At 68.3% G+C, this 14,541-nt stretch carries 10 protein-coding genes and 1 pseudogene; 5 read left to right on the forward strand and 6 right to left on the reverse strand.

Annotation, left to right across the window (positions count from 1 at the left end):
* Nucleotides 1–430: adenosine deaminase family protein (locus tag ACN9M6_RS07265; protein WP_419162274.1), on the reverse strand; the 430-nt coding region annotated here is incomplete at its 3' end.
* Between the two features lie 112 nt (nt 431–542).
* On the opposite strand from ACN9M6_RS07265, the gene ACN9M6_RS07270 reads away from it, so the two are divergent.
* Together ACN9M6_RS07270 and ACN9M6_RS07275 are read left to right on the forward strand one after the other, a co-directional pair.
* Nucleotides 543–1,928, forward strand: coding sequence for a sodium-dependent transporter (locus ACN9M6_RS07270; protein ID WP_419162275.1), 1,386 nt, complete (start codon nt 543–545; stop codon nt 1,926–1,928).
* Between the two features lie 40 nt (nt 1,929–1,968).
* The gene (locus ACN9M6_RS07275; protein WP_419162276.1) at nt 1,969–3,510 is read left to right on the forward strand and encodes an alkaline phosphatase family protein; all 1,542 of its coding nucleotides are present in this window, start codon (nt 1,969–1,971) and stop codon (nt 3,508–3,510) included.
* A gap of 7 nt (nt 3,511–3,517) precedes the next feature.
* Here ACN9M6_RS07275 and ACN9M6_RS07280 read toward each other — a convergent pair whose 3' ends face one another.
* A complete protein-coding gene (locus tag ACN9M6_RS07280; protein ID WP_419162277.1) occupies nt 3,518–4,498 on the reverse strand; it encodes a DUF3108 domain-containing protein in 981 nt (326 codons plus the stop codon).
* 155 nt (nt 4,499–4,653) lie between these two features.
* Between ACN9M6_RS07280 and ACN9M6_RS07285 the strand changes: the two genes are divergently transcribed.
* The 3 genes and pseudogenes from ACN9M6_RS07285 to ACN9M6_RS07295 all read left to right on the forward strand — a co-directional run bounded on the left by ACN9M6_RS07285 (nt 4,654) and on the right by ACN9M6_RS07295 (nt 10,625).
* A complete protein-coding gene (locus ACN9M6_RS07285; protein WP_419162278.1) occupies nt 4,654–6,189 on the forward strand; it encodes a calcineurin-like phosphoesterase C-terminal domain-containing protein in 1,536 nt (511 codons plus the stop codon).
* Nucleotides 6,190–6,499: 310 nt separating this feature from the next.
* Nucleotides 6,500–8,419, forward strand: a pseudogene (locus tag ACN9M6_RS07290) (N,N-dimethylformamidase beta subunit family domain-containing protein); the annotation flags it as partial.
* A gap of 103 nt (nt 8,420–8,522) precedes the next feature.
* Nucleotides 8,523–10,625 (forward strand): N,N-dimethylformamidase beta subunit family domain-containing protein, encoded by a 2,103-nt coding sequence (locus ACN9M6_RS07295; protein ID WP_419162279.1) that lies wholly within the window; start codon nt 8,523–8,525, stop codon nt 10,623–10,625.
* Between the two features lie 51 nt (nt 10,626–10,676).
* Here the strand turns inward: ACN9M6_RS07295 and ACN9M6_RS07300 are convergent, their stop codons facing one another.
* The 4 genes from ACN9M6_RS07300 to ACN9M6_RS07315 all read right to left on the reverse strand — a co-directional run bounded on the left by ACN9M6_RS07300 (nt 10,677) and on the right by ACN9M6_RS07315 (nt 14,425).
* Complete coding sequence (locus ACN9M6_RS07300; protein ID WP_419162280.1) at nt 10,677–11,081, reverse strand: PIN domain-containing protein; 405 nt, start codon at nt 11,079–11,081, stop codon at nt 10,677–10,679.
* Nucleotides 11,069–11,383 (reverse strand): hypothetical protein, encoded by a 315-nt coding sequence (locus ACN9M6_RS07305; RefSeq protein ID WP_419162281.1) that lies wholly within the window; start codon nt 11,381–11,383, stop codon nt 11,069–11,071. The genes ACN9M6_RS07300 and ACN9M6_RS07305 overlap by 13 nt, the downstream gene beginning before the upstream one ends.
* A 67-nt stretch (nt 11,384–11,450) precedes the next feature.
* Entirely contained in the window at nt 11,451–12,938 is a 1,488-nt protein-coding gene (locus ACN9M6_RS07310; RefSeq protein WP_419163721.1) for a CoA-acylating methylmalonate-semialdehyde dehydrogenase, read from the reverse strand.
* Between the two features lie 50 nt (nt 12,939–12,988).
* Nucleotides 12,989–14,425 carry an aldehyde dehydrogenase family protein gene (locus ACN9M6_RS07315; RefSeq protein ID WP_419162282.1) on the reverse strand — a complete coding sequence of 479 codons (1,437 nt, stop codon included), beginning with the start codon at nt 14,423–14,425 and terminating at the stop codon, nt 12,989–12,991.
* Nucleotides 14,426–14,541 lie beyond the last annotated feature (116 nt).

Consider the following 14,541-nt stretch of genomic DNA (forward strand, 5'->3'; position numbering starts at 1 on the left):
GGAAACAGAGGATGAGGGAGACGCTCACGCCCCGCTCCCGGGAGCGGACGATGGCCCGCTCGAGGCCGTCCATCAGCGTCCCCAGCGGCACGCCCCGCCCGGTGTGCGCCTGCGGGTCGAAGAACATCTCGACGTGGACGACGCCGTCCGCGGCCGCCCGTCGCAGGTAGGCGTCGGCGAGCGCGAAGAAGTCCTCCTCCGTCCGGAGCATTGCCATCCCCTGGTAGTAGAGGTCGAGGAACTCCTGGAGGTTCGCGAACGAGTACGCCCGGCGGACCTCGTCCGCGCTGCGGTAGGGCAACGCGACGCCGTTCCGGCGGGCGAGGTCGAACATCATCTCCGGTTCCAGCGAACCCTCGACGTGGATGTGAAGTTCGGCCTTGGGCACGTCGCGAATGACCTCGCTCAGCCCCGGCGTGGACTTCGGCATCGATCCTCCGCGCGGTCTGGTGGCCCCTCAGCGGGACGGGGTAGAATAGACGGGCAGTCGCCCGGGGGGCGAAGGCCCCCGCCTCGACCAACGCCCGACCGGACATGCCCCCATGAGTCAACCCCGCGATAACTGGAGTTCCAGCGCCGGCCTCGTGCTCGCCGCGACGGGCAGCGCGATCGGCCTCGGCAACCTGTGGAAGTTCCCGTTCATCACGTGGCAGAACAACGGCGGGGCCTTCGTCCTCGTCTATCTGATCTGCATCGTCGCGGTCGGCCTGCCGATCATGATGGCGGAGCTGCTCATTGGGCGCCGCAGCCAGAAGAGCGCGGTCGGGGCGCTCAAGGAGGCGGCGGGACCCTGGTGGGGGATCGTCGGCGGCTGGGGCGTGCTCGCCGGCTTCATCCTCCTCAGCTACTACACGGTCATCGCGGGCTGGTCGCTCTACTACTTCGCCCAGTCCATCGGCTGGTCGTTCGGTGGCTACCCCGCCGGAATGGCGGCGGGCGACCTGTTCAACGAGCAGGTGGGGAACGCCGGCCTTCAGCTCATGCTGTCGCTGGGCTTCAGCATCGCAACGATCGCGGTCGTCTACTTCGGGGTGAGCAAGGGGATCGAACGCATCGCCCGCATCTTCCTCCCCATCCTGTTCGGCATCCTGCTCCTCCTTCTGGTGAGCGCGCTGGGGATGAGCGGGTCGGGAGAGGCGCTGCGCTTCATCTTCCGCGCCAACTTCGGGGAGCTGGAAACGAGCGGCGTTCTCGAGGCGCTCGGGCACTCCTTCTTCACCCTCTCCCTCGGGATGGGGGCGATGATCACCTACGGTTCCTACATCTCCCGCAAGCAGTCGATCGTGAAGGCGTCGGGGGCGATCGTGGCGCTCGACACGCTGATCGCGCTCGTGGCGACGGTGATCATGTTCTCCGTCATCTTCTCGGTGGCGGGGATGAGCGACCAGGTGAGCGGCTCGCCGGTAGGGATGCTCTTCATCTCGCTGCCCGAGCTGTTCTACACCGCGGTGCCGTTCGGCGTCGTGCTGGGGCCGCTCTTCTACGTGCTGGTGGCGCTGGCGGCGCTGACTTCGACGATCTCGCTGCTCGAGGTCGTGACGAGCTACCTCATCGACGAGCGGCGCCTGGGGCGACACAAGGCCGCGGTCGTCTCCGGCGCCTCGATCTTCGTGTTCACCATTTTCGCGGCGCTCTCCTTCACGGGCACGCCGTTCCTCGCCACGCTGGAGATCTTCGAGGGCAAGATCGGCTGGTTCTCGACCGCCGACCACTTCGTCTCCAACTGGATGCTCCCGACCGGCGGCTTCGCGATCACGCTCGCGGCGGGCTGGTTCATGACCCGGAACGCGACGGAACGGGAACTGGTGGACGGCACGGAGCCCCGCTGGTTCCGTTACGGGGCGTGGCGTTTCTTCATCCGCTGGGTGGCGCCGCTCGCGGTGGGCGCGATCATCATCTCGGTGATCCTCGGACGCGACTTCAGCTGACGCGGGCCGCGGCGGACACCACCTGCGACGGGATTCGTCCTTGAGACACTCGCCAGCTCGGACGCCGATCCTGGTCGCGGCGACGGTGCTGGGGCTTGCTTCCGCAGGCTGCGGGGAGGGTGGTTCGGCGGAGAACCCCGCCGGAGAGCGCGCTCCCGCCGAAGAGCCGGGGCGCGCGGAGATCGTCCAGGCGCTGGCTCGTGCGTACTTCCCGGGCCGCGTGGGGGATATCGCCGTGATCCCCGATCCAGGGGCCATCATCACGTCGCCGGGCCCCGACTACCGGTACATGCACGGCAGTCCGTGGTCGCATGACACCGCGGTGCCGCTCCTGCTGTACGGCCCAGGCGTCTTCGAGGCCGGCGAATACCCGGGGCGCGCCTCGCACCAGGACATCGGGGAGACGCTGGCCAGGCTCCTGGACCTCCCGCCGCGTCCGGACGTGACGGGACGGCCGCTGCGAGAGGCGTTCTCGGACGGCGGCGGGCCGACCCGGCCGGGGCTTCTCGCCGTGCTGGTGCTGGACGCGATGCGGGCGGATTACCTCGACCGCTACGCGGACCTCCTCCCCAGCCTGAGCCGTCTCGCGGCGGCGAGCGCCCGGTTCGTCGAGGCCCGGGTCGACTACGTCCCCACCAATACTTCGACGGCGCACACGACGATCGCGACCCGCACCGATCCGGCCATCCACGGGATCGTCGGCAATACGCTGTACGATCGTCGCACCGCTGAACCGGCGTCCGCCTACGAGGGCGCAGCGCCCCGCAACCTCATGGCGCGCACGATCGCGGACGGCTGGGGCGTCGCCACTCGAGGGCGGGCGGAGATCGTCGTTCAGGGCGGGACGGACTACCCGGCGGTCGCGCTGGCCGGTCACGGGACGTGCATGGCCGACGGCGGCCCCGTCTGGCTCGCGTACTACGACTCCGGGAGCGGCGACTGGCGCACGAACCAGGACTGCTACCGGCTCCCGCCGGCGGTCGAGGGGCTCCACTTCGGTCCGCGGCTGGACGCCGTCGGCCGCCTCTGGCTGGGCCATGAACTGGACGGCTTCAGCGAAGCCCGGAGATCGGCTCTGTTCACGCGCTTCGAGGGGGAAGCGGCGGTCGCCCTTATCGAGGGGAGCGCCTTCGGCGAGGATGATGTCACTGATCTCTTCCTCGCCAACCTCAAGGGGACGGACTACGTGTCCCACAAGTACGGCCCGTTCTCCCCCGAGATGGAGGTGACGCTGACGGAACTCGACGGGGTGGTGGGTCGGATCGTGGCGGCGCTGGAGGCGAAGGCTGGTCCCGGCGGGCTGGCCCTGATCGTGACGGCGGACCACGGGATGCCGGACGCCCCCGCGAGCGACGATCTGTGGGTTACCTACGACGACGTGAGCGCTTGGCTGAACGAGCGCGTCGACCCCGGCGGGCCGGGCGTGGTGGCGTTCTACGAGGGTTCCGAGAACCAGATGTACCTCGACTCCGCGCGGCTGGAGGCGCTGGGGCTGGAGCCGGACGACATCGCCCGGACGCTGGAGGAATCGCCGGTGGTGCGGTTCGCGATTACGGAGCGGGAGGTGCGGCAGGCGCGCTAGGCTCGTCTCACGAGGGAGGATCCGCCGACGCTTCGCCGGGACGGAAATCCCGCAGGTACATGGTGAGGCGTCCGTGCAGGGTCTCGGTCGTGACCAGCACGATGGGGTGGGGGGGGTCGACGGCCACATGGATCCGGGCGTCCGACTCCGGCTTGAACATCGACATCCCCGGGACCACCGCCCGCAGAACGTAGACGTCGAACCGTCCCGCGGGGACTCGCGTCCGATCCCGGCGTTCAAGTTCGAACACGGCCGGGGTGTCCTCGACCAGGTAGTAGCGGTCGATGCGGAAAGAGGTCTCTCCCGACGCGATCCGGCGCCGCATTTCGTACAGGATCGCGAGGTCATCAAGCGGGGCCTCGGGCAGCATGACTTCGCGCGGTGGATCGGACGGATCGGGGTTCGCCGGATCCGCGACCTGACCGTCGAGGTGTTCGACACGCAGCCGCCGCTCGGGCCCATCGAGGTGGATCCGCCAACTGGTGCGTTTTCGTCCCTCGTGGATGAACCGGTCGAAGCGCAGGGAGCGCAGCGGCGCCAGCATCACCCAGCTTGTCTGCCGGTCGTGGATCTTGAAGAACGGGATGGGTGCCCCGAAATCCTCCTCGAGGCGGTAGACGTCCTCCCCGGCAACCGTCTCTCTGTCCGCGACGGTCAGTCGGTTGCTCCCCAGTTGAACGGGGCCGAACTGGACGCCGAACTCCATGGTCTCGCCCACCGCCAGGGTCTCGTGGGCCGCTTCGGTGTCACCCGCAGCCGTAGTGTCAGCTACCGCCTGACCGGAGAGCGGCGCGGCGGCCGGCAGGCCGACGCACGCTACCGCGATGAACGGCGAGACGAATCTCGACGGGGATCGCCGCCGGGGCCGCGAAGTCCATCGCGCAGTCGAACGCCTTGGCGATCCCCTGTTCCGCATAGTCCCGCAGCTCCCGCTCCGCGTAGTAGACGAGGACGAGAAGAAGTACGGACGTGAGCCCGGGAAATCCATACGGCGTCTCAACCGCCAGGCGACTTGATCCGGTTTCCGCGGTTCGGAGCCGCTTGTTGCGCCGGCGTGACTTCTCGTTGAATCGTGCGTGACCCGTGTGGGATACCCTGCCGCCGCCGTTGGGGCGAAACCCTTCGGTCCCGGATGAGGACGAGATGATCGAGAGCGATGAGAGCCCGCGAATGCTGAACCGCCGAACTTTCCTGAGCACCGGAACCCTCGCCGCGACCGGGTGGGTAGCCCTGGCCGACCGCCTTCTGGCCGCCCCCTACGATCCCATCCCGCAGCGCCCCGGGATCGCGCCCACCGTCGCGTCCCCTGTGCGGGTTCAGGGCATCGTCCGTGCCGGCGGACGGGGTCTCGGAAGCGTCGCCGTCTCCGACGGACTCCAGGTCGTGGATTCGGACTCCGATGGCCGTTTCGAGCTGGTGACCTCCACGGATCGCGGCTTTGTCTGGGCGCGGATCCCGGCTGGCCATCAGGTGCCCACGAACCCTTCCGGCACGGCCCGCTTCTACCGGCCCATCGATCCCTCCCGAAGCGAGATGTCCGTCGCCTTCGACCTCGAGCCTCTCGGGGTTTCCGACGAACGTCACGCGGTCCTGCTCCTGGGCGACATCCAGACCGAGACCGAGGAGGAATTGGGCTGGTTCCACGAGCGGTCCGTACCGGACCTCCAGGGTGCCGTTGGAGAACTCGGCGACGTGCCGATCGTCGGGATCGCGGACGGCGACATCATGTTCGACCACCTTGAGCTGTATCCCGAATACGAACGGGCTGTGCAGCGCATCGGCGTGCCGTTCTTCCAGGTGATCGGGAACCACGACCTGGACATGGAGAGTCCTACGGACGAGGCCTCGACGGACACCTTTTCCCGTCACTTCGGACCGCGGTACTACTCCTTCGACCGCGGGGCCGTCCACTACGTGGTCCTCGACGACGTGTTCTGGCACGGGAGCGGCTATCTCGGCTACCTCGATGCCGACGCGCTGACTTGGCTGCGGGCAGACCTGAGCCGCGTCGAACCGGGGGCGCCCGTCGTCGTGGCCACGCACATTCCGGCCCTCGGCAGCTACCACGCACGAGAGGGCCGCGCCTCCCCGGAAGCGTCCGTCGCGATCATGAACCGGGAGGCGCTGTACCGGCTGCTGGAGCCCTTCCGGGCCCACATCCTCACCGGCCACACGCACGAACTGGAGCATGTGTTCGAGAGCGGGACGCACGAGCACGTGGCGGGCGCGATCTGCGGGGCCTGGTGGAGCGGGCCGATCTGCCACGACGGCGCCCCCAACGGCTACTGCGTCTACGAAGCTGCGGGCGAGGAGATCTCGTGGCGCTACAAGTCCACGGGATTCGACGCGGCGCATCAGATGCGGCTCTACGCGCCCGGGGCCGACCCGGGAGCGCCGGACGAGGTCGTGGCGAACGTGTGGGACTGGGACCCCGAATGGACCGTACGCTGGTTCGCGGACGGCGAGTCCCGCGGCCTCATGTCCCGCCGCCCGGGACGCGATCCGCTGAGCGTCGAACTGCACTCGGGCGACGACCTGCCCGCGCACCGCCCGTGGGTCGAGCCCCGAATCACAAACCACATGTTCTACGCGCCCGTTGACCCCGCCGCGACGGAAGTCCGCGTCGAAGTGACGGATCGCTTCGGCCGCGTCTACTTGGAGGCTCTCCGCCTCACCTGACTTCCAACCGCGTAGCCGCGACTCGGCCAGGGCGTTGTAGACTTCCGAGGACGGGCTCATGTTCCGGGGACGGGGACGGCAGAAGGGTCGGCCGTCCGCATGCTGACCCGGGCCCGGAGATGTCGCCATGATCCAGCCACGCCCGCGCTTTCGTCCGTCCTTCTTCATCCTCCCCGCTTCGACCTTGATCCTCGTGAGCGCCTGCGCTCCCCCGCAGATGACCATGGAGGACGCGTGCGCCGCCCCCGCCAACGAGATCGTTGCGGAGAACTGCCTCGAGGGGCACCCGCCCACGGAGTGGGACATCAACGGCTACGGGGACCCGAGCATCCAGGGGTTCGGCACCGACATCGCCATCGCCCAGGGGGAGGCGATCGAGTTCAAGATCGACACGGACTCGGAGGACTACCGGATCGACATCTACCGGATGGGCTACTACAACGGCATGGGCGCCCGTCGCGTCGACTCGCTGGAGCCCTCCGCCGCGCTGCCCCAGACCCAGCCCGAGTGCCTGCGGGGTCCGATCCCGGTGCTGGCCGAGGGGGGCGGCCTCGAGACATGGCCCGCGCCGCTCGTCGACTGTGGCAACTGGGCGGTGTCGGCGTCCTGGCAGGCGCCGGCCGACGCGACGTCGGGCATCTACTTTGCCCGGCTCGTGCGCGAGGAATCGGTCGATGGCTGGGTGAAGAACGACCAGTTCGAAGCCACGTCGCTCCCGCCGACCGGGGAGGACTCGCTTTGGGAGGCCCCGGGCTACAAGGCTGTGATGCGGAACGCGCTGCGCGAGCCGCGCGCCAGCCACATCTACTTCGTCGTGCGCGACGACGCCGGCGAGTCCGACATGCTCTTCCAGACCTCGGACCTCACCTGGCAGGCGTACAACCGCTACGGCGGCCACAGCGTGTACGGGCGGCTGAACCCGGAACGGGTCCGGCTCCACGGAGGACCGCCGCGCGCGCCGAAGGTGAGCTACAACCGTCCGTTCGAGACGCGGCACTACCGTGCCGTGAACAAGGTCTTCAACTCCGAGTATCCCATGGTCCGCTGGCTGGAGCGGAACGGATACGACGTGAGCTATTCCTCGGGCATCGACACGGACCGGCGAGGCGAGGAACTGCTCGAGCACAAGGTCTTCCTCTCGGTGGGACACGACGAGTACTGGACGGGGCAGCAGCGCCGCAACGTCGAGGCGGCCCGCGCCGCCGGGATGCACCTCGCCTTCTTCAGCTCGAACGAGGTCTTCTGGAAGGTGCGCTGGGAGGAGAGCATCGACGGTTCCGACCAGCCGTACCGGACGTTCGTGACCTACAAGGAGACACAGAACCACCGGAAGCTCGACCCACTCGAGTGGACGGGGCTGTTCCGCGATCACCGTTCGATCAACCCGGAGGGTCCCTGGCCGGAGAACGCGCTCACGGGTACGCTCTTCACAGTGAACGCGTGGCGCAACGATCCGATCATCGTGGACGCCGAGTTCGCCGATCTCCGCTTCTGGCGAAACACGGAAGTGGCCCGTCTGAGGCCCGGCGAGCGCTACGTGTCGATCAAGGGGATCCTCGGCCACGAGTGGGATTCGGACATCGACAACGGGTTCCGCCCGCCGGGGCTGTTCCAGGTCGCCGCGACCACGATCGACAACACGCAGTACTGCGTCCACCCGGGACGAGGTTGCGAGACGGGCACGGCGACGCACAACGCGGTCCTGTACCGGCACGAGAGCGGCGCGCTCGTCTTCGGCTCCGGGACGCTGCAGTGGCCGTGGGGCCTCGACGCCCACCACGACACGGAGACCGGGGTCCCGCCCGAGCGCCAGAACGGTGCGGACACGCGGGTCGGCGTGGACCCGAACGGCCCCGACCTCGTCCTGCAGCAGGCGACGATGAACGTGTTCGCGGACATGGGCGTGCAGCCCGGCACGATGCAGCCGGATCTGGTGCCGGCCACGGCTTCGACGGATGACGTCCCGCCGACCTCCTCCTTCGAGGCGCCCTCGGGACCCGATCCGGAGAGCGGCATGATGACGATCAACGGGACGGCGTCGGATACCGGCGGCGGTGTGGTTGCCGCGGTGGAAGTATCGCTCGATGGGGGCCGGACCTGGCACCCGGCCCGCGGCCGGACGAGTTGGAGTTACGAGTTCGATCCCGCGATGGCCGGATCCGAGGCCTCGATCCTCAGCCGCGCCGTGGACGACAGCGGCAACCTCGAGACGCCGGGCGAGGGGGGCTGAGCCTCTCCGCCGTTGTAGACTTCTGAACGGGGGGACATGTTCCGGGACGGGGCGGCCGGAAGGTCGGCCGTCCGCATCCCGACTCCGGCCCGGAGATGTCGCCATGATCGCGCCGCGCCCTCGCTTCCGCCCGTTCATCTCCCTGTTCCCGGCCGCCACGCTGCCGCTCTTCGCGGCATGTTCATCCTTCGGGACGGCGACGGGAGATCCTTGTGCGAACCCCGCCAACGAGATCGTGGCGGAGAACTGCCTCGAGGGGCACCCGCCCACCGAGTGGGATATCAACAGCTACGGCGACCCCAGCATCCAGGGCTTCGGCACGGACATCGCGATCGCCCAAGGGGAGACGATTGAGTTCAAGATCGACACCGATTCGGATGACTACCGCATCGACATCTACCGGATGGGCTACTACGGCGGAATGGGCGCACGCCGCGTGGATTCGTTCGAACCCTCCGCGACGCTGCCCCAGGTCCAGCCCGAGTGTCTGCGGGGTCCGATCCCGGTGCTGGCCGAGGGGGGCGGGATGGAGATGTGGCCCGCGCCGCTCGTCGACTGCGGCAACTGGGCGGTGTCGGCCTCATGGCAGGCGCCGGCCGATGCGACCTCGGGCATCTACTTCGCCCGGCTCGTACGCGAGGACCCGATCGACGGCTGGGTGAAGAACGACCAGTTCGGGGCGACGCCGCTCCCCCCGACCGGAGAGGACTCGCTGTGGGAGGCGCCGGGCTACAAGGCCGTAATGAGGAACGCCCTGCGCGAGCCTCGCGCCAGCCACATCTACTTCGTCGTGCGCGACGACGACGGCGAGTCCGACATGCTCTTCCAAACGTCGGACCTCACCTGGCAGGCGTACAACCGGTACGGCGGTCACAGCGTGTACGGGCGGCTGAATCCGGGGCGGCTGCGGCAGCACGGCGGGGAGCCGCGCGCGCCGAAGGTCAGCTACAACCGACCCTTCGAGACGCGTCACTACCGCGCGGTGAACATGGTCTTCAACTCCGAGTACCCGATGGTCCGCTGGCTGGAGCGCAACGGGTACGACGTGAGCTATTCCTCCGGCGTCGACACCCAACGGCGCGGTGAGGAACTGCTCGAGCACAAGGTCTTCCTCTCCGTCGGACACGACGAGTACTGGACCGGACAGCAGCGACGGAACGTCGAGGCGGCTCGCGCCGCCGGCATGCACCTCGCCTTCTTCAGCTCGAACGAGGTCTACTGGAAGGTGCGCTGGGAGACGAGCATCGACGGATCAGGCCTGCCGTACCGGACCCTCGTCACATACAAGGACTCGCAGGACCACCGGCGACTCGACCCGGTGGAATGGACGGGCGAATTCCGGGACCACCGTCCGATCAACGCCGAGGGCCCGTGGCCGGAGAACGCGCTCACCGGGACGCTGTTCACGGTGAACGCGTGGCGCAACGACCCCATCATCGTGGACACGGAGTTCGCCAACCTGAGGTTCTGGCGCAATACGGAGGTGGCGCGGCTGAGCCCGGGCGAGCGCTACGTGTCGATCAAGGGGATCCTCGGCCACGAGTGGGACTCGGACATCGACAACGGCTTCCGGCCGCCGGGCCTCTTCCGGGTGGCCGCGACGCCGATCGACAACACGCTCTACTGCGTGCATCCGGGGCGCGGCTGCGAGACGGGCACGGCGACGCACAACGCGGTCCTGTACCGGCACGAGAGCGGCGCCCTCGTCTTCGGCTCCGGGACGCTGCAATGGTCGTGGGGCCTCGACGCCCACCACGACACGGAGACTGGAGTGCCTCCCGAACGTCAGAACGGCGCGGACACGCGGGTTGGCGTAGACCCGAACGGACCGGACCTCGTCCTGCAGCAGGCGACACTGAACCTGTTCGCGGACATGGGCGTCCAGCCCGCAACGATGCAGCCGGATCTGGTGCCCGCTACGGCTTCGACGGATGATGTCTCCCCGACCTCGTCGTTCGACGCGCCCTCGGCGCCTCATGAAGAGAGCGGCATGGTCACCCTCGCGGGGACGGCGTCGGACACCGGCGGCGGGGTGGTCGCGGCGGTCGAGGTATCGCTCGACGGCGGGATGACGTGGCACCCTGCTCGCGGCCGGACGAACTGGACCTACGAGTTCGACCCCGCCGCCATGGGAGACGCAGCCACGATCCTCAGTCGCGCCGTGGACGACAGCGGCAACCTCGAGATAGCGGGCGGAGACGGCTGACCCCTCGCTCGATGCCCGCCCCGGGCGTTCCCGCGGGAACGTCCCGGTGGGCTACCAGTACTCGACTTCCAGCCCGTCGACCCTGGCGAAGCTGCGCCGGTCCCTCGTGGCGACCCGGTAACCGCCGCTGGCCGCCGTCGCGGCGATGATGAGGTCGTGAGCCCCGATCGGGGTGCCGCGACGACCAAGCTGCTCGGCCAGGACTGCGTGGACGCGTGCCACCTCGAGATCGAACGGAACCACGGGGAACATGGCTAGCCACGTTTCGAAGGACCGCTCGGCGGCGACGCGCTTGATGCCATGAGCCGCCTGAACCCCTTGCAGGATTTCCGAAGCGGTGATTGCGGCCATTGCCAGCGGGTCATCGGGTTCCGTCGCGGCACCGATCACGGAATCCAGGTCCAGCTGGCCTCTTTCGACAGCGATCAGGACGCTTGTGTCGATTAGCGTTGCCACGGGCTCCGGGGCACTTCCTCACGGTTCCAGATTGCGATGCCCTGTTCGATCGCGCGAAGACACTCCTCACCCACAGAGGGTCCGGAACGCTCGGCGACGAGCTGGGCGAACTCCCTCAAAGTGAGGCCTCGTTCGCGCACCGGGCCGACCTGCGCGACCGCCTTCCCGCGCCGCTCCACGACGTACACGGCGTCGCGCTCGCGTACCTCCGCGAGAATCGACCCGAAGTTCTTTGCGGCCTCCGTCGCGCCCACCGTGCGCACCCCGCGCACACCCCGCGACAAGTCTGGCGTATCGGACATGCGACATAATGCGGATATTACGTAATATCCGCAATTCGCTGCGTGAAGCCGGTACCCCGGCGGTCCGCTACCGGTTCGTCGGGAAGCCGAGATCGACGCGGCTGCCGGCGGGGTCGGGCCAGCGCGTCGTCATCACCTTCGGTTTCGTGTAGAAGTGGACGCCCTCGGGGCCGTAGATGGCGTGCGCCCCGAACGCCGACTCCTTCCAGCCACCGAAGGAGTGGTATCCGACGGGGACCGGGATCGGGACATTCAGACCGATCATCCCCGCATCTGCGTCCTCCTGGAACTGACGTGCGGCACCGCCGTCACGGGTGAAGATCGCCGCGCCGTTTCCCCACCGGTTGTGCGAGAGCAACTCGACGGCTTCGTGATACGTGTCCGCCCGGACCACACAGAGGACGGGACCGAAGATTTCGTCCCGATAGACCGTCATGTCGGGCGTGACATGGTCGAGCAATGTCACGCCGAGGAAGAAGCCGTCCCCGTCGAACCGTGCCCGGCGGCCGTCTACGACGACGCGGGCCCCGGCCTCGGCGCCCTGACGCACGTAATCCGCGACGCGGTCCCGATGCTCGACCGTGATGAGCGGACCCATCTCCGAGGCGGGATCGTCGCCCGGGCCGATCCGCAGTTTCTCCATGCGGGCCCGGATGGCGTCCACCAGCGGATCGGCACTGTCGCCGACCGCGACGGCGACGGAGATCGCCATGCACCGCTCTCCGGCCGACCCGTATGCGGCGGACACGGCGGAATCCGCGGCCAGGTCGATGTCCGCATCCGGGAGGACGACCATGTGGTTCTTCGCGCCACCCAGCGCCTGTACGCGCTTGCCGTGCGCGGTAGCCGTCTCATACACGTGCCGGGCGACCGGCGTCGAACCCACGAAGCTGATGGCCTGTACATCGGGATGCTCCAGCAGCCTGTTCACGGCCACATGGTCGCCGTGCACGACGTTCAGGACCCCCGCCGGGAATCCGGCTTCATGGAAGAGTTCCGCGATCAGGTTGGCGGCGCCGGGATCGCGAGGTGACGGCTTCAGCACGAACGTGTTCCCGCACGCGATCGCGTTGGGGAACATCCAGAGCGGGACCATGGCCGGGAAATTGAACGGCGTGATTCCCGCCACCACGCCAAGCGGCCGTCGTACGGAATAGACGTCGACGCCAGTCGAGGCATGCTCGTTGTAGGTGCCCTTCAGGTGGTCGGCGAGACCGCAGGCGTACTCGATGTTCTCCAGACCGCGCGCGACCTCGCCCATCGCGTCCGCCAGCACCTTGCCGTGTTCCGCCGTGAGCCGCCTGGCGATATCCGGAGCGTGTTCGGCAACCAGGTTGCGGTACGCGAACATGAGCTTGGTGCGCCGGGCGACGCTGACGCCCCGCCACTCCTCGAACGCGGCGACGGCCGCTGCGACAGCTTCGTCGACCTCTTCAACGCCCGCCAGCGGCAGTTCGCCCGTCTGGCGGCCCGTGGCAGGGTTGAAGACGGGTGCAGTCCGGCCGGAAACCCCGGGCCGCAGCTCGCCGCCCACCAGGTGCGGGATACGCTCGATCGCGTCCGCGTCGGCGGTCACGGCCGGTGGAGCGGAGGATAATACCGTGCTCACCTCACCCCCTCGTGGTAGCCCAGGATGGCCTTCACTTCGAGAAACTCCTCGAGCCCGTGACGGCCCCATTCGCGCCCGTTGCCGGACTGCTTGTATCCGCCGAACGGCACCCGGAAGTCCGGGCGCGCCCCATTCAGGTTGATCTGGCCCGATCGGATCCGCCGAGCGATGGCCCGTCCGCGTTCCGGATCACCCGCCGACACATAGCCGGCCAGACCATACTGCGTATCGTTGGCAATCCGCACCGCGTCATCATCGTCCTCGTATCCGATGAGCACGAGGACCGGGCCGAAGATCTCCTCGCGCGCGACGACCATGTCGTTGCCCACATGCGAAAAGACCGTAGGCCGGACGTAGTACCCCCGCTCCAGCCCCTCCGGGCGCCCCGGCCCGCCCGTCGCAAGCTTCGCGCCCTCCTCGATCCCCGTCTCGATCAGCCGCTGGATCTTGTCGAATTGCACATCCGACACCGCCGGACCGATCGACGTCCCCTCCTCGCCGGGATGGCCGACCACGACCTTCCTTGCCGAGGCGGCCGCAATCGCCGCCGCCTCGTCCATCCGCGAATGCGGGACGAGCATGCGCGTCGGGGCGTTACACGACTGGCCGGTGTTGTTGCACACGGCGAAGACGCCCCGCGATACGGCCCGCCCGAAGTCGGCGTCATCCAGGATGATGTTGGCCGACTTGCCGCCCAGTTCCTGCGCCACGCGTTTCACGGTCGGCGCCGCGTTGCGGGCGACCTCCACGCCGGCGCGTGTCGAGCCCGTGAAGGAGACCATGTCGACGTCCGGGTGCGAGGACAGCGCAGCGCCCACGACCGGCCCGGCGCCGTTCACGAGGTTGAAGACGCCTGGCGGCACGCCGGCCTCGTCCAGGATTTCCGCGAAGATCAGCGCGTTCAGCGGCGCGACCTCCGACGGTTTGAGTACCATCGTGCAGCCCGCGGCGAGGGCCGGCGCCACCTTGCAGGCGATCTGGTTCAGCGGCCAGTTCCACGGCGTGATGAAGGCGCAGACCCCCACCGGCTCCCGCACCAGCAGCGACGAGCCGAGGTCGGTCTCGAACTCGAAGTTCGCGAGGATCTTCCCCATCGTCCTCAGGTGCGCCAGACCGGCGGGCACCTGAGCCTGCGCCGCAAGGCTCATCGGCGCACCCATCTCCGCGCTGACCGTCGCGGCCAGATCCGCTGAACGCGCCGCATATCCCTCGCAGATCCGTTCCAGCAGCGCGCCCCGTTCTTCCGGGCTCGTCTGCGAGAACGCTTCGAAGGCGGTCTTCGCGGCCGCCACGGCGGCATCGACGTCGGCCTGCGCCCCCATCGCGATGGCCCCGATGACCTCCTCGGTGGCCGGGTTGACCACGTCCAGCGTGTCAGGGGTCGAAGGTTCGATCCACGCTCCGTCGATGTAGAACTGCCGAAGATTGTTCACAGATTTCCTTCCGGGCCGCAGCGCGGCGTTGTGTGAGTCTCTCATATAACGGGGAACCCCGGCGGAAGGCTGCCTTCGCCTCCCGCCGGGGTCGATCCACTCCTGCCCGAGGTCAA

This window comes from Candidatus Palauibacter sp. (genome assembly GCF_965197445.1).
In the GTDB taxonomy this organism is placed as follows: Bacteria; Gemmatimonadota; Gemmatimonadetes; order Palauibacterales; family Palauibacteraceae; genus Palauibacter.